Source organism: Alteromonas sp. CH_MED4-4, assembly GCF_037029575.1.
GTDB classification, from domain to species: Bacteria; Pseudomonadota; Gammaproteobacteria; order Enterobacterales; family Alteromonadaceae; genus Alteromonas; species Alteromonas macleodii.
Genome location: NZ_JAYMEU010000030.1, coordinates 40,633 through 60,191 on the forward strand (window position 1 = coordinate 40,633; position 19,559 = coordinate 60,191).

A 19,559-nucleotide genomic window follows, 5' to 3' on the forward strand; every position below is an offset into this window, starting at 1 on the left:
CCCCCAAGTATCAACTAATCTTACAAAATATTAACTAATCTTACAAAATATTAACTAATCTTACAACAAAATATTAACTAATCTTAGTTTAACTATAAAAATTATATCATACGATGCAAACCATGTTATCAAATGTGCTCATTAATTCCGTGATTTTTGCTCAGGCAGACCCGCTTGAAGTATCCGAATACTTCAAGCGTCATGTCGGACACCACATGCTGGAACCTGCAGATCGGGTACGCAGTCTCACCCAAGCCGCTTACCTCAATTACCGTGATTTTGCTGGCCTCGGGCTGTCACTCATCCGCTACGGTAATCAGGTGAATATTCGTTGCTCCGAACCTCGAGAGATCTACCACTTTCAGCTTGTGGTCCGAGGTGAGTGTTGTTGGCGCTTCCAGGACAAGCACATTCGGATGTTGCCTGGTCAAGCACTTATGGTTAATGCCTATGAGCAAGTGTCGCTAACGTATTCTGCTGATTGTGAAAAAGTTATTATTGCAGTGCCTCAAGCGCTGATCAACGAAATATGCCTTGATCAGGCAGGCTCATTGCCTCGTGAAGGGGTCATGTTTTCATCTGACATTATAAACTTGAGTGAATCGACATGTCTCATGAAGTTGCTGGATGCGCTGTTAACTGAGGCCGATGGCAGCGAGTTGTTGGGTCCGGAGCATGTGGAGCGGCCCTACCGTGAAATTCTGATCCGCAAGCTGCTGCAACAGTTCAGCAGCAATGTTGCCTCAGAGCGTGACCTACACGCCAATGATTGCAGTTTTTCCAGCCTCTTGGCTTACATTGAGGCCAATATCCGCGCTGACCTGAGCATTGAAGAGCTGGCGCAGGTGGGAAATGTAAGTACCCGCACCGTCTACAACCTGTTTGCCAAGTATTTCAGTGTGACGCCGAAGCTGTTCATCAAGCAAGCCAAGCTGCAAAGCCTGCGTAAAGAACTGGCTGGTGGCAAGGCTATTCGGAATGTGACGGAAGGCGCTTTGAACTACGGCTTTACCCATCTTGGGCGTTTTTCATCCGACTATCGTAAGATGTTTGGTGAGCTGCCGTCGGAAACGTTGCAGCGCAGGCGCCAAAGCTAATGGATCCGACCAAGTGGTAGCTCAGTTGGTTAATCTGAGCGGCACGAATGATTCAGACGTGCCGTTTCAGTTGTGACTGACCGCAGATCTTATCCGTGCCCGTTTTTACGCAGCTGACCCATCCTAAATAGCGTTGACACTTTTCAAACTTAATTTGGAGAGTGTAATGAAATCAAATAGCAAAAGAACTCAACGCGATTATTCCCTCGCTTTTAAACTGGCCGTTGTAGACCAAGTTGAAAAAGGCGAATTCACATATAAACAAGCACAAGACCACTACGGAATACAAGGTTGCTCAACGGTTTTAGTTTGGCTTCGTAAGCACGGTCGTTTAGATTGGACGGATGGAACACCTAAGTTTCTTAAACGAGGTAATTGCGTGGATAAGTCCAAAGTGGAGCTCACTCCAGAACAGCGTATTAAGGCTCTGGAGAAAGAGCTTGCTGATACGAAAATGAAAGCTGATTTCTTTGAAGCCGTTGTGAATGTTCTTGAAACTGATTATGGAGTTAGCGTTGTAAAAAAGCGCAAAAGAAAGTCATCCAGGAAAAAGTGATAGACGGGGTTTCCGTAGCCAAAGCTTGTCGTTATCTGAATATTTCTCGTCAGGCCTATTACCAACACTGTGCTCGTTCACTCAAGCGCGAAGCGCATGAGGATAGAGTCATTCAATGCGTACGTCAGGAGCGAATGATGCAACCTCGCATCGGCACTAGGAAACTACAGTATCTTCTTGCGCTCGTTAAAATAGACATTGGTAGGGATCATCTCTTTAATTTACTAAGAGAAAGGCGTCTACTAGTGCCGACAAAGCGTGCCTATCACAAAACAACGAACAGCCATCATCGGTTCCGCTGTCATCCCAACCTCATTAAAGCGGGGTTAAAAGCGGATAAACCCAATCAGCTATGGGTAGCGGATATAACGTACTTACCGACGCGAAGTGGAGAGAGTTATGTGAGTCTCATTACAGATGCTTATTCACGGAAGATTGTGGGCTATCAGGTTGACGATAACATGCGAACGCAGTCAGTAAAGCAAGCATTTACTCGAGCGCTTAAACAAAAAAGTACAAACGAAAAACTCGTACATCATTCTGACAGAGGTATACAGTATTGCTCAGAAGAGTATCAAAAACTCCATAGAAAACATGATGTACAGTGCTCAATGACAGATGGCTACGACTGCTATCAAAACGCCCTTGCAGAGCGGATAAACGGTATTCTTAAAAATGAATACTTACTCCATAAGCCAAGAGATTTAGAAGAAGCGAGAAAGATGGTTGCAGAGTCAGTAGCTATCTATAATAGTAGGAGGCCACATCTGGCCCTTAAATACAAAACGCCCGATGAAATACATCGGGCGTTTTAACCGAAATAAGTGTCAACCTATTTCAGGACTAGTCAAGCCTATCTGCTGTTGCCGTGGCGGTGAACCCGGGGTGATGTCAGTATCGCAGGCCATCCCTATCAGGCTGGCGGCCGATGAGATGTGGACGTTGATATCGTAAACGGCGCTCCCCGCCACGTTCAGGTACGGTAAGTAGTCACAGTAGAAACAACACAGGTTGTCCATACACGTTCATTCCGCGACGTCCTGCCACCCCAGTAAATTTCGCCCTACAGTAACATCACATTTCCCAGCACGAGGTTACCCTTATGAGAAAGCACCGTACTCCAGAACAGTGGCAGACCCTGGTTGATCAGCAGCGCGCCTGCGGCTTGTCAGCGCCGCAGTTTTGTAAACAGGAGGAGATCGGTTGCGCCAGCTTCTGTAACTGGCGCAAGCGCCTGTCCGATCCGTCGACTGATGAGTCGTCAGGTCCCGGTGAAGCCGGTTTTCTGGATCTCTCGTCGTTGATGAGCAACTCTCCATCCTCCGGCCCAGGCTGGAACATTGTGCTTAGCCTCGGCAACGGCGTGGAACTGCGGCTGAGCCAGAACGGATGATCGGGCTCGATAGCCAGGCGCGCATCTGGCTGTGCACCGAGCCCACCGGCATGCGCAAATCATTCGGGGGCTTGAGCGCCCTGGTCCGGAATCAGTTGAAGCACGACCCACTTAGCGGCCAGTATTTTGTCTTCGTCAACCGTCGAAAGACTCAGATGAAGATGCTGTACTTTACCGCCACCGGTTATTGCCTGTGGGCCAAGCGCCTGGAGCAGGGACAGTTCCGGGTGCCGTTATCTGCCTCTGGTCAGCGGGCCCTGACCCTGACGGATCTGCAACTGCTGATCGATGGTATCGAAGTGCAAAAATGCCGGCAGTTCAAGCGTTTTCGAGGGGTATAGAGAGTGGACTTCGGGTATAATAACGGCCATGAATTCAACGGCTTCCACTCCTTCTTCCAACGCACCTTCTTACTCGGCCCTGGCCGAGGAGAATGCCGTGTTGCGGGAGCAGTTGGGCGCTCAGGCGGAGTCCATTCGCCAACTGACCCATCAGTTGGACTGGTTCAAGAAGCAGCTGTTCGGCCCCAAATCCGAGAAGCAGGTTTATGACCTACCAGAACAGGACAGCTTGGGAAGATGCGATTAAGTCCCCGATGTGAGAGCATAGCTGCATAGTAAATCATAAACGTTACCGCCCATAAGCCAACAGTTAACCTTTGCTGATAGCGAGTTTTCCAGTAAGCGCCGTCAGACCCTTAAAGAGATATTCTTATCCAGAATGGATAACCTGCTGCCGTGGTCTCAACTGCTGGAAGTGATTGAACCCTTTTATCCTAAAGCAGGCAATGGCAGACGTCCGTATGCGCTTGAGACCATGTTTCGCATTCATTGTATGCAGCAATGGTATAGCCTTGGTGATGAAGCGATGGAAGATGCGTTATATGAAATTGCTTCGATGCGTCAGTTTGCGCAACTGTCATTGGATAAAGCCATTCCAGACCGCACTACCATTATGAACTTCCGGCACTTGCTGGAAAAGCACAAGCTGACTCGCAAATTATTCAAAACGGTCAACCAATGGCTGTCTGACTGCGGTGTGATGATGACGCAAGGAACATTGGTGGATGCGACGATTATTGAAGCGCCCAGCTCCACTAAAAACAAAAAGAATGAACGTGACCCGGAGATGCATCAGACTAAGAAAGGCAATGAATGGCACTTCGGTATGAAAGCCCATATTGGTGTGGATGCCAAGAGTGGCCTCACCCATACGCTGGTGACCACCGCCGCAAACGAGCATGACCTGAACCAGTTGAAGAACCTGTTGCATGGCGAAGAAGAATTCGTTTCCGGCGATGCCGGTTATCAGGGCGCAGAGAAACGGGAAGAGTTGCAAGATACGAATGTGGAATAACTGATTGCTGAACGCCCCGGAAAAGTCCGGGCACTGAAAAAGCATCCTCGCAAAAACAAAACGGCCATTAACATCGAATACTTAAAAGCCAGCATCAGGGCAAAAGTGGAGCATCCGTTTCGGATCATCAAATGTCAGTTTGGCTTTATCAAAGCACGCTATAAAGGACTGATGAAAAATGACTCACAGTTAGCCATGTTATTCACCTTGGCGAACCTGTTTAAAGTAGACCAGATGTTAAGGCGACAGCCAAGAACTATCTGAAATCCTGGAATAACCCGGAATAAGGCCGAAATCAGGCCTAAAACGGCAGTATATTTGCCGAAATTGAAAATTTAGCGTTCAAAAATTAGACGGTAAGTGCAAAGACTGGTTCAAGAACTAAATTGCAGGACTTATTCGCAGTTTTGTATGGACTCCCCTCGTTTTGCAAGAGATAACTGCTGGCACTATCGGTTTAACTGCTTGCTTGTATCCGGCCTCATAATCTGTCTTTTCTCGACAGGGACCCTGATGGAGATCCGCTCGACAGCGCCTAATTTCCCTAACGGCCTATTATGGCCCGCTGCGAACGCTGGTTTAGCTGTCGTCGGTTCAACCTGTTGTGCCATCATGTCATACTCTTTGCAACTCTTTACTCTATACCCCGCATCGACTGCTTTAACTTGTGTTTATCACGCTGGCATAACGCGGTATGCGGTGCCATTCGACAATATTGACCAAATTATCCTTGCATGTTTAGCAGCCAGCGCTACGGCTGCCTTGTTAAAACCACGTCGTTCTTTAACTGCTTTGACCCATAAGCTCTTTCGATCACTTTTCTTCTCCACAAATCGCATAACAGCACGAGCTCCATGTACCAGCAAGGTTCGCAAATAAACATCGCCTCGTTTTGTAATTCTGCCTAAACGATTTTTTCCTCCTGAAGACCATTGCCGGGGAACCAATCCTAACCATGCGGTAAACTGTCTGGCGTTTTTAAATTGCCCAATATCACCCACGCTGGCTAACAACGCAGATGCAGTCAGCGGTCCCACACCTTCAATTTCCATCAAGCGTCTTGCGTCCTCATCTTGTTGCACCTGTATTGTAATATCACGCTCATACTGTGCAATTTCACGGTCCAGGTCACACAGGCGTCTATATTGTCTGTGGATCAATGTTCGAAGCAGGTGTGGCAATCCATTTTCTGCATCCTCCAGCAACTCGGGCAGTAGCATGCGTAGCTTTTCACGTCCCAGAGGCAGCACTTCGCCAAATTCCATCAATAGCCCCCGTATCTGGTTGACCAACGCTGTGCGTTCGGACACCAGAAGGGCGCGAATTCGGTGCATCGCCAATATGGCTTGTTGCTCTTCGTTTTTTATCGCTACAAACCTCATATCAGGCCGGGAAGCAGCCTCACATATTGCCTGAGCATCATTCTGGTCATTCTTATTACCTTTGCGATACGGTGCAACAAACTGTGGGGCTATCAACTTCACCTTATGGCCTAATTTTATTAATTCTCTGGCCCAGTAATGGGCACTGCCGCAACTTTCCATTGCGACAATACAAGGCGGCAAATGAACAAAAAACGGTAAAAGGTCGCAACGTTTAATCGTCTTTCGAAGTGCTGGTTTTTCTTGCTCATCAACACCATGCACATCAAAAACATTCTTGGCTAAATCCAACCCAATACGCATAATAGTCATAGGACTCTCCTCATTGATTAACGATATTCACCTTAATCATGGCACATCGATGCCGATTATGAGGGGAGTCCATCCCATTTCCCTAGTACCAGCCTTAACTTTCTTTACCCCGCCACTGAATGTTGGTGGGTCTTACCAGGTATGCTTCTCTTTACTGGTTTGAATAACGTTGCACATAAGCGCGCTAGTACAAATTGGAGGGAATTTAGCAGGTTGAATTGGTATAAAGCGTGGCATTGAAGGGATAAACTCTACTTTCTATTGTATTTGTAGATATTTCCAGCATCCATTATTTAAAGAGGTAGCGAGTTTTTTTGCATCTTTCTTCAACTGGAAACATTGCGCATGACTGTTTTGTAAAACGGACAGCGCTTGGTCGCTGTCTTTAACGAAAAATTGTGATGAAGAAAAGGTTCGCTCAGTAGTTACGATCACATTTGTCCACTCAATTCCCTGTACTTCAATCAGTGAGCCAGTTTCAGTATAAAACTTAGGAGGGTTATCTTTGTTTATAATAAACCACATTGTGGGTTATCTCCTATAGTTCTTCGATTGTTATTTTATAGCGCTTTCCTGCTTCTAAGCGTACCGGGCTGTGCTCTTCGTTTTCGCAAACTAATCGAACTCCAAACTCCTCGACTACTGTTAAATCATCTTGCTTCTTTTGCGCCTCACTCTCAAACGAGACCTCAAATTTTTTATCAATATCTTTCATTTATTAATGCCTATTTTTGGCATTGTGTCTCAAAAGAGTTCACACCGTGTTTTTTTAAGATCTTAGCAAGATTATCTAATCGCCACGTTATTAATTCATCTATTCGGCCATGACGCTTCGCATACGCCATTTGAGTATTTGAGTTTATTGCTACGACAACAAACTTTAACGGCTCTGCAATGCTTTCTTGAGCAATCACTTTCGTAATAGAATGCGTTTCAAGGTGCCTAACAAATTTCCTAGATAATTACTAAAAAAATCCTCAACACTTTCATTCATAAGACTTCAAATTGATAACTCCTGATATCAGCATAATTGAAGTCATCGCAATTCCAGAAATATTAAGCCATTTAAAAAATTCGCTACTCACTCCACTGATACTCAAATATATAAAAAAGGTGAGCAGTAACCCAGATGATATTGTTGTATATCTAGTTCTCAACTTATTAAAAGACATCTTTATTTCCCATTGTATTTCAGGCTTCAAATTTAAATTCTGCGCTATTCTTATCAATACTCTGAGCATAAAGCATTGCCTCTCGTTTCAACTCGGAAAACGCAGCCTTCGCCAAGTTTAGTTTAGTTGCATCCATCTTTGTTTCATCGAAAACACGTTTATATTTTTCAAAGAATTCATTCTTATTTTTTACGTTGGTGGCTTTTGTTATCATCTTCCAGAATCGCTCATCCATGAATTCATCTTGTCCCCAGAAGAAGTACTGTTCTGCTATAACGTAAATTTCTTCAATGCTGTAGATACCTTTATCACTTGATGCATCTATCATAACTGCGATCCACTCAGTACCAGAAGCTTCACCAATCCGTTTTTTTAAAGCTTCAAAATCTTCATTTTCCATAGTATTTCTGCATTATATTAATAAAGGTGGCGCCATTTTATAACAGCCATCTTGTTTTCTATTTAGACTTTTTTTCTCTTAGCTTCAAAAGATCGGCATCTGTTAACTCAAAATGGCGCATTAATAACTCCAGTTTTTCATCAGTAGACATATGATTTGCGTCAGCCCCTGCTAAATTAACAGCGATTGCAACCAATTTATAAAAGGCTGCTACCCCTAAGAAGACACAAAATACTGTTAAAAACCCAACAAGTTTACTCAAAACGATAAAAAGCCCGACGAAAATGGCCGCTAATATGCTGTACCCTGCGATTTTTTGATTTTTTAGATCCATAATTGTTTCCTATTCCGTTAATTCTTCGAAAAAAGCGTCCCTTAAAGAGATTTCATCGGCGCTCATTTCGTCTATCAGGGAATGAATTTTAGAAATGTGTCCGGCAAAGGATTCGTCGTCCGATGGACGTACTTTTTCCAACTGCTCCCTGATATTCCCCAGCACAGCAAGGTTAATGTTACAGCGCTCCAAATCTAATACCTGTTGTTTAGTCGCGGCCATCGTATTTCCTATCAATTACCGAGGCCAATAAGTATTGCCACTACGGCTACAATAGCTGAAAGGGCTCCCCACTTAAGCCAATCGGGGTATCTAGACCTCTTCATTTCATCTAGCCTTTTATGGCCAGTATCAGTTATTTCTAAACCACTACTAGAGTTCGGTATTTTGTTTGGTGTGAATATGACTAAACCTTCATTTTGAAGCTTTTTTAAGAAAACAGCTTCATCAATAGTACTTTGTGGATTTTTCTTAGACAGCGGATTTATGCCATCTGCCGCTAACTTTAAATACCTAATTCGCTTCTTTCGATCTTGCATCAAGTTTCCTAGACGTATCTTTCTGAAAAATTGAGAGTAGATGCCTTGCACATATAGCCGAATGTTGGCGTTCCACTATCCGGATCTATACTGTCAACGGGTATTGCTTTAAGAACAGAAGAGGCGACCTTTTGTGAAGCAATATTGCTTTTCTCAACACCAACTTCTATATAAAAGTCTTCAATTCCTTGCCTTTTTAAACCTTCGGATAAATCAATTATTGCAGCTTTGAGTAATGAGGTGGCAATGCCTTTTTGACGAAAATTCTTATCGGTAGCATAACCAACATTGAAGCAGGGAATACCGTGATAGTGGTCGGTCTGACAAAAAGCGACAATACCGGAAGGTTTATCATTTTCTAGTTTGCAGAAAGTAAACCTTACTTTTCCATCTGGATTGTCGGGATGAACAAACACCGTTTTATCGGTCAGGCACCTGCGAAGCGGCAGACCATGGACAACAGCACTGGAAAACTGATTAAGTGTTTCTTCCATGTTTACAATTTCTGGCATCGTAACTCCTATTTTAAAGTAGTATGAGATGCGCCGCACCTCCTGCACGTGTATGTAACTTGGTCTTCGTGAAAACGTTTATCTCTGCGCGTCTCAGCTTAGGAATGTGAACGAAGCATAAAACAGATAAAGGACTTTAAAAACTGCACAAATTCCCATTAACCTTTATTTTTTGCCGGAAGTCCGTTCACAGCATCAATATCTCTCTGTTCGCCTTTTGAAGCTATTCGAGATATTTGCCGCTCTGACTTACCCCAGCGCTTTGCGATTTCTTCAAACTTCCAGCCCTTTTTATTGGCTATTAACTGAAAGTCTGTAACCTTTTTACCTGTCATATATGTCTAGTATACTTAATCATATTTGCCTGTCAAATATGTCTGGTTAGAATGTAACAGGTCATGATAGGAAACTCAATTTCCAATCAGGATGGTCAAAAAGCCATCATCGCGTTGGAAGCCTTATTATTAAAGCGGTAATAGGAAACGATTTAAAACGATTTAATTGGTTAACGTCCTTATCCTTTTCTACAGTTAGTGAGGCGTTACTAAAGGATGCCTTTCTTATTACCCTAAATCTTGTTTAAGTCGGATATTTTATAGAATTTATACTCGTGAAGAACCATAGTTAAATTTCTATCCCATACCGAGTAAGTATTTAATGATTTCTAAAAAACGGAAAGCTGCAATATTTTACTCTGCTGTCGCAATTATCAGTGGAGTGACTTTTGCTTTTCACGAAGATATATCATCTAAACTAGATGTTCTTTATACCCCTAATGATCCGATGGCTGTAGCAAATGATTTTTGGCTTACCGTATTGGAGAAAGACGAAGCTAGGGCTCACGACTTTCTGCTTAATACAGAAAAAGGTGAGTTAATCCCAGGCTACAATAAACTGGATAGAGCGAACCTCAGTAAGATTCACCAAGACAATAATGTCTATTTTATTGAAACATCCGTTCGCCTCCTACGAAACAGTCGGCAATTTAATATCCCAATGTATACAATTGTTGCTAGTGAGAATGGTGAATTTAAAGTTGATTTAAACGCTTCATTAGCCTCTGTATCAGATGCGGCACTAAAGCAGTCAATAGATTATTACATTTCTTCTTTAGAAGGCGCACAGTCAGTTTTTGTGGATAAAAGCAACATGGGGAGTGACCAGAAAGCTGAATTACTTAAATTAAACTTCAAGATGATTGACGAGATGACATGCGACATGAAGATAAAACTGAAACAAGAAATTAGCCCTGATGGTGACGTTCCGCTCAAATGCTAGCTTCACAAGCCACTTCCACAGTGGCTTTCAACTCTCTGAACCTCGTATGCCTTAGCTATTACATTTTAATCTTCTTGTGGTTTTCTCATAGATGCCAATTAAGCGCGTTAATTGATAAGTATTTGTAGCGGCCTGACTTCTTATATCGCCTGACCCGACTTTATCCGCACATTCCGACCCGCAATCATTGATTCTATCCTGCGCAGTCGGCTCACATTAAGCGAGAATGAACCCACATTGATTGACACTGGGACTGATTTCATCGGGTTAGGCCCACATTAATCGACACCATGATTAGTGATCTTTAGGAACACTGATAGCGCCAGATTGGATACCCTGTGCCATGTTTTCGAGCATCTGTGCAAACCTATATAGCCCAGGATGTTCATTGCAAAGAAAATTAAGTTCTTCTTGGTCGCAGCTATCCATCAATTGTTTAAACGTGTCCATGTAATCATATGAAGCCTGTAATAGCTGGATATCGCCGTGTTCATTGTTAGGATATTGCTTCACTCCTTTATCAATGATTTTTGCCAGTTTTCTCTTTTTAGAGGATATCTTCATATTGGTAAACCTGCCTCGCGCATTTCCGCTGTCATTTCTTTAGCTCTGGTAGGGTCAAGGTCGCCTTTAAAGAGCTTGCGAACATCAGCCGGTTTGTATCTAAACTGATCGGCAATAACACGCTCGTTGTAGCCGTGTCTGATAAGTGTAGGTTCAATTTCATCAATTCGACTTGATAGCGTTTCTTCTAGCAAATCGACGTTAATAGGTTTAACACCAACGGCATAGGCTTCTTCTAACGCTAATGTAAGGTGCTGCTCTACCTGGAGAGGTGTTGTTAAATGCTCTGCTAGGTAATCTACCGCCTGATCTTCAATAATATCTTTAACCTTCATTTTGTCATCAGTGCATTTATCTAGGAGCCAATTAATGTAATCACGCAGAATACCTTGTGAAGCGTCAAGTGACATAGTTAAAGCCCGATAACCAACTTCTTCCATCGTGGGTGATTTAAGGTCATTCCGAAGCTTTGGGTGTCCGGCTAGAACAATTGATAATTTACCACCGCCTTCATGTATGACCTCCATAAGCCGTTTTAAGCCTGTTAATGTCCGGTGGTGTAAGTCGTGAGCTTCGTCACAGAACAGAACTACGGGCTTTTTGCTCTTCTTAATGAGTTCCTGTAAATCTCGTTCCCGCTTTTCACCAAGCTTAGGTACCCGGTAATCATTATCGCCTGATACATCGTAAAACAAGGCCGTGATCAGAGTGGTCAAATTGGTCTTTGATTTTTCAACTGATAATGACTTGGCCACAATCACATTTTTCTCCGCAGCCAACTGCTTTTGAATGCGTTCTAGATAAGTTGTTTTACCAATGCCCACAACACCAGTCAATGCGATAAGCTGGCCTTCAGGTATGATTTTCTTGAGTTGTTTAAACAGCCGCTTAGCCGTGTCGGTTTCAAAGAAATCTGCGTCTCGAAAATACTTCTTGATGCCAAAGTGCTCCATGACTTCAATTTGCATGTTCCCCACTCCTATTATTGAAATATTCTTTTATTTGTTTCATCACAACACCTTTGTCTAATGACTGAGACAAGATAGCGTCAATCATATCTCTGTCGCCTTGCTCCAATATTGCTAATGGTTTTCCTAGATATTTGGATATGGCGAGCTTAGCCTTCAATATGTTCTCATACTGTTTTTCATTGAATGGATCTGGATCGTCGAATTCTCGCGTAGGAACTGGCTCAACGACATTTTTCATAGACAGTATAACCTCGTGGTTTTGATCACTTTCAGACTCAGGCAGTTTTAACGACTTCGCTAAGGTTTCTAGTTTGCCAAGCCGTTTTTCCGTCTTGGTTTGCTTAAATTTACGGTAGCGGTATAAAGGAATTGGGCCACTGACGGGAAAATAAGCGCCGTAACGTTGACCATCATGTTCGACATAGAGTTCGTCATCAAACAGTCCCCACCAAAGAACGACTTGTTCGCCAGCTAAGTCGGGGTCCACCTCATACATGCTCCCATCAATGGGAATTCTGGCGTCAATGCCTACTGTTCTTTTTTCAGGCTCGCGAGCAAAAGATGAAAAACGCTCCCAGCTGCACATTTGTTTAACAGCGCCGTCAATATTCTGAAGCCAGTCTTCCGTTCGAGAATGCGGCTCTGCTCGATGTTGGTGATCATTGTATTTCTTCAAATATTCACTCAACATCTGATTAGCTTCAATTTCGTTCTTGGGTTCACGCAAATGATAAAGCACTTCATGGCATTCCTTAACCGTGCGAAAGGCTCGTTCAACTTTACCTTTTGACCTAGCTGTTTTACGCCGTTTATCCTTGCTATCTGGCATATGCACCTTTACATCAATGCCCAAATACTTCATTACAGATTGAAATACCCGACTTCGGGCAATAGGCCCGTTGTCCATATAAATCATTTGTGGGATGCCTTGAAAAGGTACATCTGGGTCTGACTTGGGTGACATAGCATTAAAAAGAAAGCGCAGCGCGTTGCCTGCATCCTCGCCGTGGACGTTGCGATATTCCTGATAACACACACCACTTCTATCATCTACTACTGAGTAGAGCATAAGCATTGGCAATCCCTTAGACTCATCATACCAAAGCGGCTCTTCAACACTTTTTAAGTCTGACGGGCTAAGATCAAACTGCCAGCATTCATTGCTGTGCCTAGCTTGAAATCTCACTGCTGGCGCATTCTTGATTAGATTGTGTTTATCAAGGCCAAACTGAGATAGATACCTGTTAACGGTTGTCTTGTTAAGCTTGCCTTTTTCAAGCTTAATAAAACCATATTCTGACTCAACGCCTGTGCTTTCCAATAAATCAATCGCTACATTGGTTGATATATGCCGCCCGTTCTTGTTTGTGGTGCGAATTTTCAATGCGGCTATAATTTCGCAGTACCTTTCCATCTCTGAAATAGGGATAACTCGTGACTTTCCCGAATCCGTTCGTTTAAGGGACTTTGGTTTGTTGACTGCCCTCAGCTGACGATAAAGTGTGCTTTCAGAAACACCATATAACTCACATGCCGACTTAACGATTTTTTTACGCTCTTCAGAACGCGCAGGGTATTGGTCCATCCGTGAAGACAGATCAAGCAATACCTCTGACGCAATCCGTTTGGCTTTCATACTGAATTATTGTCTTCCTCTTCATTCCATATTTTATAGACGGTTGAGCGACCAATACCTAGTTGCTTTGCTACTTCTGTGGCTCCAACATTTTGGTGTTTTAGCTCCATCACTTTAGTCCTGTCTATAGAACGTTTGCGACCAAATTTTACGCCTTTGGCCATTGCATCTAAACGCCCCTCGTTCGTCCTTTCAAGAATTCGTTCTCTTTCAGCATCGGCTACGGCACTTAGGATAGTGACAACCATTTTCCCCATTGAACCTTCAGTGCTTAATCCTTCTTTAATAAAACGGATATAGACACCTTGTTGGGAAAAATCCTTTATCAATTTAATCATCTCAGCAGTATCACTACCAAGTCTGTCTAATCGAGTTACTAATACCAAGTCACCTTCTTCAACCTTTATGCGAAGCAAATTCAAACCTTCACGATCTAAATCTGCGCGACTTCCAATATCGGTAAATATTCTTGAGCTTTTTACACCTTCTTTTAATAGGGCTTCTTTTTGGGCAACAAGTGACTGTTGACTGGTTGATACGCGAGCGTATCCAAATTTTCTCATACTTATTGTCTACTAAATCGAATTATAGAATATGTGTCCACTAAATAATAATATACGAAATAATAGACATTAGAAAGATGGCTTGCTAAACTGTACATTATGTTATGATATATTAGACGTTCAGATTTGTTTTAGATAAGGATAAATTATGACCAGCGATGCAAAACTACCAATTCCTAACCATTTGCGTGCACCAACAAAAGGTTTACACGGTAAATATTCGATTGAGCGAGCCGATGGAAAAGCCTTGCCTGATACGTTTGAAGCATTTGTGTTACGTTTAGACTCTGGTGCAGAGCCTAATCACCTAAAAGCTTGCAGAGCGGCAATACTGACCTACGCGAATGAGATTGAAGCGCATTTGCCAGAACTGGCAAAGGACATCAGAGATAAGTGGGGGAGAAATGACTTCAGACAAAGAGCGATATCGTGAAGAGAGAAAAAAGGACGCTCTGTTGTACATCACCATGTTAGTTGTCATTTCTGGAGGGTTTTATTTATTTCCAATGTTTAGCCCAGAATCACTTATTCCAACCATAGTGTTGACAGTATGGGGGTTAGGAATAGCGCGTCGTGGTTACTTATATGGAGCACATTTAGAAAAAATTGAGCCAGAGCTTAAACAAATGGTTGCTAATGGTATGAGTGAGCATGATGCTATGTTGAAGTTGGGGTGTGACAAGTATCATTACAAGCCGTTTTGGGCGATAAAATAGATATGGAGAAGTAGGTACGTTATGCAAGTCATCAAAGGATACTCATTTGAATTTAAAGACCTGTGCGGAACCCTGTATAACTTCCAGTGCAATGAAAAGGATAAGTATTATATATCGACCAATAACGGCCAGTTGCATCGAAGAAAATAATTGAAACTTTCAGAGTTACATCAACTCATCTACGTCGAGGTCAGTAAAATTAAATAAAGTGGGCCTAACCCGATGAAATCAGTCCCAGTGTCAATCAATGTGGTCTCATTCTTAACTAATGTGAACCATCGCCATAGGATAGAGTCAATGATTGTGGGTCAGGAAGTGCGGATAAAATCGGGTCAGACAGGATAATAAGTCGGGCCGCTACATATAAAAATAGCTTCAAGACCAGTCTTCACATTGTAAGTTTCCGCTATGTTGTGAGGCTTACCACCTTTAAGTGTTGGCCTACCAGATTTCCCGTCCAAAGGAAGTTTAAGCTCATGATTACCTTGGCCAACAATATACAGCCTAAAACTCAATGACTCTTTGTAATCTCCAGCAGGACGAAGTATTGACTTGCCTCGATCATTTTGGAAACTAAGCAAAATTCTGTTCTCTTTATCGCTTTGGTCTTTTCGAAATATTTCATCAATCCCACTAGCGGCCGCTAGAGCAGTAATCGATTCGGTACGCAGTAGCGAACCCAATAATGATTTGTTAACGCTGGTGGGTATTATCGCAGGTCACAACATTCAGGCTGAAGAGCTGCTTATCGCGATTAGAAATGAACTAATAGCAGCATCAAATTCCTAAACCCGGCATTAAGCACCTCCGATAACAGGTGCTTTAGTCCCCCCTGCCTCTCAGTTGTATCACAACGTTTCGCTTTGTTTACCTCCAGAACCGCCGAATAACGGTGTGGAGGTAACGCCCTTTCTTTCTTGCCGCGTTCTCAAATATTCTTTATATAGAATAAAAAATAATATTCCTTTTAGAGAATATTGAAAAATATGCAATATAAGGTATATTTATAAATATACTTCTTATGGAATATATTGAGTTAACAATGAGAATTAAGACCCCAAAAGACGTAGGTCACTACATAGCATCTACACGCAAGGCGCTAGGGTGGTCTCAAACAGACTTGGCCACTAAAATTGGTAAAGACCAGCGCTTTGTATCGAGATTAGAGAATGACCCCACCAGCGTGTCATTTGGTACTGTGCTGATGGTTCTAAACGTTCTCAATATCGATATCGATATGACAAACCAAAACACTCATAAAACAGATGGGACAGCAGCAGTAGCTGGTGGACAGCGTATTCCCCAGAACGCCCCAAAAGACGTTAAAAGCCCATTAAGAAGAGTGAAATCAGGTAAGTTTGTCAGTAAGCCAACGAGAACGCCGGTGGTTGTTAGTAAGAATAAAGCTAAGGAATAGTTATGGCTAAGAGGAGAAAAACTAACAATCTCTCAGTGGCCATCAATGGCCGGCACGTAGGTACATTCGAGCGCTCTGGTGCCACGCATGCATTTACTTACGACGATGAGTGGCTATCCGCAGAATACGCACACCCAATTAGTTTATCGATGCCGCTTACCAAAAAGAGACACACCGGTGACCTGGTGCGCTTTTACTTCGACAACCTACTGCCGGACGACATTGAGATTCGTAAGTTAATTGTTGACCGTGTTGGCGCCTACTCTACAGACACAATGGATTTGTTGAGTGAGATTGGCCGTGATTGCGTTGGCTCTCTTTCTTTAACAGCGGAACCCGTCGATGGGATCGACGAATTGAAGCTTGAGGCAATGAGTCATGCCGATATCGAAGCGCACCTTAGGAATACAGTAAGACGTAAAACACTAGGTATGGATGATGATGACGTATTCAGAATATCCCTTGCAGGTGCACAAGAGAAAACCGCGCTGACACTTCATGAAGGAAAATGGCATCGCCCTCTAGGTACCACTCCAACAACCCATATATTCAAACTGCCAATCCATGATTTAGAAAACGGGCTAAAGCTAACAAACAGTGTAGATAATGAATGGTTCTGCCTGAGATTTATGCGTTACTTGGGATTCAACGTTGCACAAGCGGATATACGCACTTTCGGTGACCAAAAAGCGCTGGTGGTTGAACGGTTTGATAGGCAGCAAGGTGAGGACGGCCTAATATACCGACTTACTCAAGAAGACATGTGCCAAGCGCTTGGTAGGGCTGGCCAGTCAAAGTATGAAGCAAATGGAGGTCCGGGTGCGAGTGAGATAGCCAATCTGCTTCGCTTTAGTACTGATAGCGAAAATGACATGTATCAGTTCTTTCTTGCGCAATATGTATTTTGGCTGTTAATGGGTATTGATGGCCACGCAAAGAACTTCAGTGTTTACCTTGACCATACTGGCCATTGGCTCACCCCGCTTTACGACGTGATTTCAGCGCATCCATTCAGAAATCAATTCAGACGCAAGGAACTGCGGATGGCCATGAAGGTAATGTCTAAAAATAATCATTACATCTGGGCAGACATTCAAATGAGACATTGGAAGTCACATGCAGCTAAGACGTTCTTAAATGATGAGTTGGCTATGGGTTACATTGAAGCACTTAACGCGGATGTTGATGTTGCTTTGAGTAAAACCTTTGCTGATGCTTCTGAAGACTTCGACAAAAAGACTGGGGATCTGATAGCTGAAGGCGTGTTGTCCAAAGTGAGAATATAAAAATGGGGGCTATCCGGCCCCCACTAATGCAGTATCCTACTAGCTCTTACGCTTTATAGGGATACGCCACGCTTTATACCCATAATCATGAGCATCTAACATCTCTGTACTGTTTTTCTTGCGTCTAAAGCGACAAAACACGTAGTTACCTTCAATGTAATTACCACTCATAGCTCGAACCCTCCAGTAACGGTGGGTTTGTCACACACCAAAGGTTCAAACTCAGAATGTGTACAGATGTTGCCATATTTATGAGGACATGGCGTGTCCTTAAATCTTAATAAAGCCATTATTTAGCTCCTAACTTAAAGTAATTAGGAACTCATTGAAATCCTTATTAAAGCCGCCAGGGCCTGCAAAAGGTTCTATAAATATGTAATGTTGAAGTACAAATTTACTTGTTAACTCTCTTGATTTTTTATAGCCATTTACGATACTTTGAGCATGAAGATGTCCAATGCCGATTGATAATCTTCATGGGTCCATTTACTAAACAATGAGTCCCGATTCAGAGAGGCCAGTTGCCGCTGGCCTTTCGGTTCCCAACCCTAGAAAGCCACAGCGCTTACACCCTGTACGAATTTCCAGCGTCAAAAACAAGATAGTGAGGTTTTTGTCTTAATGCAACCCAATACCTGGTGGTATTTTGAGCACTCAAACTGGCATGAAATTTATGTTAGTAACAACTAACTTATTAGCGTTATACAAGCGTAAAATGCCCGGAATGCAAGCACTTATAGTTATTTCTAGGACATAAAAATAAATTTATTCTTAAAAAAGCGTTTTTATAAAAACACGACATATGGTGTTCAAAATTTAAGTAAAACAGCACATGTAGTGTTAAAGCTGATGAAATCACGTTGAGTTCATAAGTGTAAAAGTAACCGGCTTAGTGGGTGGATGGGCTTTACAAGAATCAACAATACACCATAATGTCGATAACAATATCCCAAGATGTAAGTTATACCCAACGCGTTCTATAGAATAAAAGAAGGTGAGTTTGTTAGACAGCTGGAAACTCAATAGAATAAAAGAAGGTGAGTTTGTTAGACAGCTGGAAACTCAATCCATCACAAAGGTTATAGCTCAAGAAAGCCCAACCGAACCTCAGAAGTTTTTTGTCGTGGCCATCAATGCCAATACAGAAATAGCTTATGTAATGCGCCATGGGCGCTCAGACGAACCTAGAACATGGCGACTCGACAACTTGGCTAGGTTTTTACGTAAGAACGGCGTAGCATCATTTGAGACGCTTTTTGAGGCGTAAAGTCATAGCCGAGATTTTGTTTTGCAGCATGCCCACTTTTATAAAGTCGATAAGACATCACTGGCAGAGTAGTTAGAAATGTCTATTATGCAGTAACAGCATTAGAAAGTGGAAAACGTAGGAGTTGTTTTGAAAAAAGGACTTGATAGGCTGAGAGCGCTCAATGAGCAAATGTTGAAAGAAGCACAAAAGCGTCGAGATAAAGAGCCAGAGCGGATAATTGAAGAGCTTTCTGGAGTACCACCTTTTGCCTTTGGCCAAGATAAACAGTACACGCACGACGGCGTGGACAAAAGCACCCTGCGAACGGTATCGACCATCTGTACTACTAAAAGAATCTACGTACTGAGTTCACCTGGCGCTGCGGATGCTCTAAGAGCAGTTATTTTAGAAAGAATCTGGGAGTATGAAAAGCAAGATGAAACCCAATAAGCAGGAACTTGAGTTAATCGTAGGCCATGCTAGCAATGCCCACCCTCTAGGCATGCTAGCTAACATAATTTTTATTGGGGTCTTGGGAGCAGCGTTGTTTGGCCTGTTATTTAAAGGCAAGGCGATGATAGGCGTTGCCTTATTTGTAGTAGCCGGTTTTGCCTGTCGCCAATTAATATTTTTTCTTCTTAAGTTACACCTCAAGAAAAAGTATTGGTCAGAGTAAGCTAGTAACATTAAGAAGTAAGGCCTCGAACAAAATGGATATAGTATGGCCATCTCCTTCGAGCCTTCTAAAGGGGGTTCTAGGGATTTTCCCCTCTAAAAAGACATAATCCTCTGTAGACCACACCAATAAATGGCTGCGGAGGTGGTT

At 42.9% G+C, this 19,559-nt stretch carries 27 protein-coding genes and 2 pseudogenes; 15 read left to right on the forward strand and 14 right to left on the reverse strand.

The genetic code is table 11. The annotated features are described in order from the left end of the window. Positions 1-122 precede the first annotated feature (122 nt). The 6 genes and pseudogenes from WA381_RS17270 (at position 123) to WA381_RS17295 (ending at position 4,666) form a co-directional block, all read left to right on the forward strand. On the forward strand, positions 123-1,097 hold the full coding sequence (locus WA381_RS17270; protein ID WP_156087403.1) for an AraC family transcriptional regulator: 975 nt from the start codon (positions 123-125) through the stop codon (positions 1,095-1,097). 166 nt (positions 1,098-1,263) lie between these two features. After that, positions 1,264-2,468 (forward strand): IS3 family transposase gene (locus tag WA381_RS17275; protein ID WP_156087402.1). Its coding sequence is split into 2 segments (ribosomal slippage): positions 1,264-1,636 and positions 1,636-2,468, totalling 1,206 coding nucleotides; the frame shifts between segments, so codons are not numbered across the junction. 287 nt (positions 2,469-2,755) lie between these two features. Further along, entirely contained in the window at positions 2,756-3,046 is a 291-nt protein-coding gene (tnpA, locus tag WA381_RS17280; RefSeq protein ID WP_156087401.1) for an IS66 family insertion sequence element accessory protein TnpA, read from the forward strand. Beyond that, the gene (gene tnpB, locus WA381_RS17285; protein ID WP_156087400.1) at positions 3,043-3,387 is read left to right on the forward strand and encodes an IS66 family insertion sequence element accessory protein TnpB; all 345 of its coding nucleotides are present in this window, start codon (positions 3,043-3,045) and stop codon (positions 3,385-3,387) included. Before tnpA ends, tnpB begins: the two co-directional genes overlap by 4 nt. Before the next feature lie 97 nt (positions 3,388-3,484). Then, positions 3,485-3,622, forward strand: a pseudogene (locus tag WA381_RS17290) (hypothetical protein); the annotation flags it as partial. Between the two features lie 63 nt (positions 3,623-3,685). Next, positions 3,686-4,666, forward strand: a pseudogene (locus tag WA381_RS17295) (IS5 family transposase). Positions 4,667-5,076: 410 nt separating this feature from the next. Here WA381_RS17295 and WA381_RS17300 read toward each other — a convergent pair. The 9 genes from WA381_RS17300 to WA381_RS17340 form a co-directional block, all read right to left on the reverse strand. Continuing rightward, positions 5,077-6,096: an IS110 family transposase gene (locus WA381_RS17300; protein ID WP_156087399.1), complete on the reverse strand. Its 1,020-nt coding sequence runs from the start codon at positions 6,094-6,096 to the stop codon at positions 5,077-5,079. Positions 6,097-6,354: 258 nt separating this feature from the next. Continuing rightward, the gene (locus WA381_RS17305) at positions 6,355-6,621 is read right to left on the reverse strand and encodes a hypothetical protein (RefSeq protein ID WP_039235154.1); all 267 of its coding nucleotides are present in this window, start codon (positions 6,619-6,621) and stop codon (positions 6,355-6,357) included. 13 nt (positions 6,622-6,634) lie between these two features. Then, positions 6,635-6,811 (reverse strand): hypothetical protein, encoded by a 177-nt coding sequence (locus WA381_RS17310; protein WP_156087398.1) that lies wholly within the window; start codon positions 6,809-6,811, stop codon positions 6,635-6,637. A 476-nt stretch (positions 6,812-7,287) separates the two neighbouring features. Then, positions 7,288-7,668, reverse strand: coding sequence for a hypothetical protein (locus tag WA381_RS17315; RefSeq protein WP_069945519.1), 381 nt, complete (start codon positions 7,666-7,668; stop codon positions 7,288-7,290). A gap of 58 nt (positions 7,669-7,726) precedes the next feature. Beyond that, positions 7,727-8,002: a hypothetical protein gene (locus tag WA381_RS17320; protein ID WP_101566855.1), complete on the reverse strand. Its 276-nt coding sequence runs from the start codon at positions 8,000-8,002 to the stop codon at positions 7,727-7,729. Positions 8,003-8,011: 9 nt separating this feature from the next. Continuing rightward, the gene (locus WA381_RS17325) at positions 8,012-8,224 is read right to left on the reverse strand and encodes a hypothetical protein (RefSeq protein ID WP_101566857.1); all 213 of its coding nucleotides are present in this window, start codon (positions 8,222-8,224) and stop codon (positions 8,012-8,014) included. Between the two features lie 11 nt (positions 8,225-8,235). Further along, positions 8,236-8,541, reverse strand: a complete 306-nt coding sequence (locus WA381_RS17330; RefSeq protein ID WP_069945511.1) for a hypothetical protein — start codon at positions 8,539-8,541, stop codon at positions 8,236-8,238. Between the two features lie 8 nt (positions 8,542-8,549). After that, entirely contained in the window at positions 8,550-9,053 is a 504-nt protein-coding gene (locus WA381_RS17335; RefSeq protein ID WP_069945510.1) for a GNAT family N-acetyltransferase, read from the reverse strand. Between the two features lie 158 nt (positions 9,054-9,211). Then, entirely contained in the window at positions 9,212-9,388 is a 177-nt protein-coding gene (locus WA381_RS17340; protein ID WP_175578053.1) for a hypothetical protein, read from the reverse strand. A gap of 322 nt (positions 9,389-9,710) precedes the next feature. Between WA381_RS17340 and WA381_RS17345 the strand changes: the two genes are divergently transcribed. Continuing rightward, the gene (locus WA381_RS17345) at positions 9,711-10,331 is read left to right on the forward strand and encodes a hypothetical protein (RefSeq protein ID WP_101566859.1); all 621 of its coding nucleotides are present in this window, start codon (positions 9,711-9,713) and stop codon (positions 10,329-10,331) included. Between the two features lie 294 nt (positions 10,332-10,625). Here the strand turns inward: WA381_RS17345 and WA381_RS17350 are convergent, their stop codons facing one another. The 4 genes from WA381_RS17350 to WA381_RS17365 are packed head-to-tail and all read right to left on the reverse strand — an operon-like array spanning position 10,626 to position 14,065. Beyond that, complete coding sequence (locus WA381_RS17350) at positions 10,626-10,895, reverse strand: hypothetical protein (RefSeq protein ID WP_061487069.1); 270 nt, start codon at positions 10,893-10,895, stop codon at positions 10,626-10,628. After that, positions 10,892-11,863, reverse strand: a complete 972-nt coding sequence (locus WA381_RS17355; protein ID WP_061487068.1) for an ExeA family protein — start codon at positions 11,861-11,863, stop codon at positions 10,892-10,894. The genes WA381_RS17350 and WA381_RS17355 overlap by 4 nt, the downstream gene beginning before the upstream one ends. Beyond that, positions 11,853-13,487 (reverse strand): DDE-type integrase/transposase/recombinase, encoded by a 1,635-nt coding sequence (locus WA381_RS17360; protein WP_139125465.1) that lies wholly within the window; start codon positions 13,485-13,487, stop codon positions 11,853-11,855. Before WA381_RS17360 ends, WA381_RS17355 begins: the two co-directional genes overlap by 11 nt. An 11-nt stretch (positions 13,488-13,498) precedes the next feature. Continuing rightward, the gene (locus tag WA381_RS17365) at positions 13,499-14,065 is read right to left on the reverse strand and encodes a recombinase family protein (RefSeq protein ID WP_061487066.1); all 567 of its coding nucleotides are present in this window, start codon (positions 14,063-14,065) and stop codon (positions 13,499-13,501) included. A gap of 148 nt (positions 14,066-14,213) precedes the next feature. Here WA381_RS17365 and WA381_RS17370 point away from each other — a divergent pair, with 148 nt between their 5' ends. From WA381_RS17370 to WA381_RS17390, 5 genes are all read left to right on the forward strand, one after another. Then, complete coding sequence (locus WA381_RS17370) at positions 14,214-14,498, forward strand: hypothetical protein (RefSeq protein ID WP_061487065.1); 285 nt, start codon at positions 14,214-14,216, stop codon at positions 14,496-14,498. After that, on the forward strand, positions 14,470-14,781 hold the full coding sequence (locus tag WA381_RS17375; RefSeq protein WP_069945566.1) for a hypothetical protein: 312 nt from the start codon (positions 14,470-14,472) through the stop codon (positions 14,779-14,781). The genes WA381_RS17370 and WA381_RS17375 overlap by 29 nt, the downstream gene beginning before the upstream one ends. Before the next feature lie 552 nt (positions 14,782-15,333). Further along, entirely contained in the window at positions 15,334-15,570 is a 237-nt protein-coding gene (locus WA381_RS17380; RefSeq protein ID WP_156079192.1) for a hypothetical protein, read from the forward strand. 253 nt (positions 15,571-15,823) lie between these two features. Continuing rightward, positions 15,824-16,198, forward strand: coding sequence for a helix-turn-helix domain-containing protein (locus WA381_RS17385; protein WP_081106153.1), 375 nt, complete (start codon positions 15,824-15,826; stop codon positions 16,196-16,198). A 2-nt stretch (positions 16,199-16,200) separates the two neighbouring features. Beyond that, positions 16,201-17,484 (forward strand): type II toxin-antitoxin system HipA family toxin, encoded by a 1,284-nt coding sequence (locus WA381_RS17390; RefSeq protein WP_156079193.1) that lies wholly within the window; start codon positions 16,201-16,203, stop codon positions 17,482-17,484. 39 nt (positions 17,485-17,523) lie between these two features. Here the strand turns inward: WA381_RS17390 and WA381_RS17395 are convergent, their stop codons facing one another. Then, positions 17,524-17,655, reverse strand: a complete 132-nt coding sequence (locus WA381_RS17395; protein ID WP_262385800.1) for a hypothetical protein — start codon at positions 17,653-17,655, stop codon at positions 17,524-17,526. An 823-nt stretch (positions 17,656-18,478) separates the two neighbouring features. On the opposite strand from WA381_RS17395, the gene WA381_RS17400 reads away from it, so the two are divergent. The 3 genes from WA381_RS17400 (at position 18,479) to WA381_RS17410 (ending at position 19,409) form a co-directional block, all read left to right on the forward strand. Continuing rightward, on the forward strand, positions 18,479-18,751 hold the full coding sequence (locus tag WA381_RS17400) for a hypothetical protein (protein WP_231506616.1): 273 nt from the start codon (positions 18,479-18,481) through the stop codon (positions 18,749-18,751). 129 nt (positions 18,752-18,880) lie between these two features. After that, positions 18,881-19,183 (forward strand): hypothetical protein, encoded by a 303-nt coding sequence (locus tag WA381_RS17405; protein ID WP_081106152.1) that lies wholly within the window; start codon positions 18,881-18,883, stop codon positions 19,181-19,183. Next, on the forward strand, positions 19,170-19,409 hold the full coding sequence (locus WA381_RS17410; RefSeq protein ID WP_039227502.1) for a hypothetical protein: 240 nt from the start codon (positions 19,170-19,172) through the stop codon (positions 19,407-19,409). Before WA381_RS17405 ends, WA381_RS17410 begins: the two co-directional genes overlap by 14 nt. Positions 19,410-19,559: the final 150 nt, after the last annotated feature.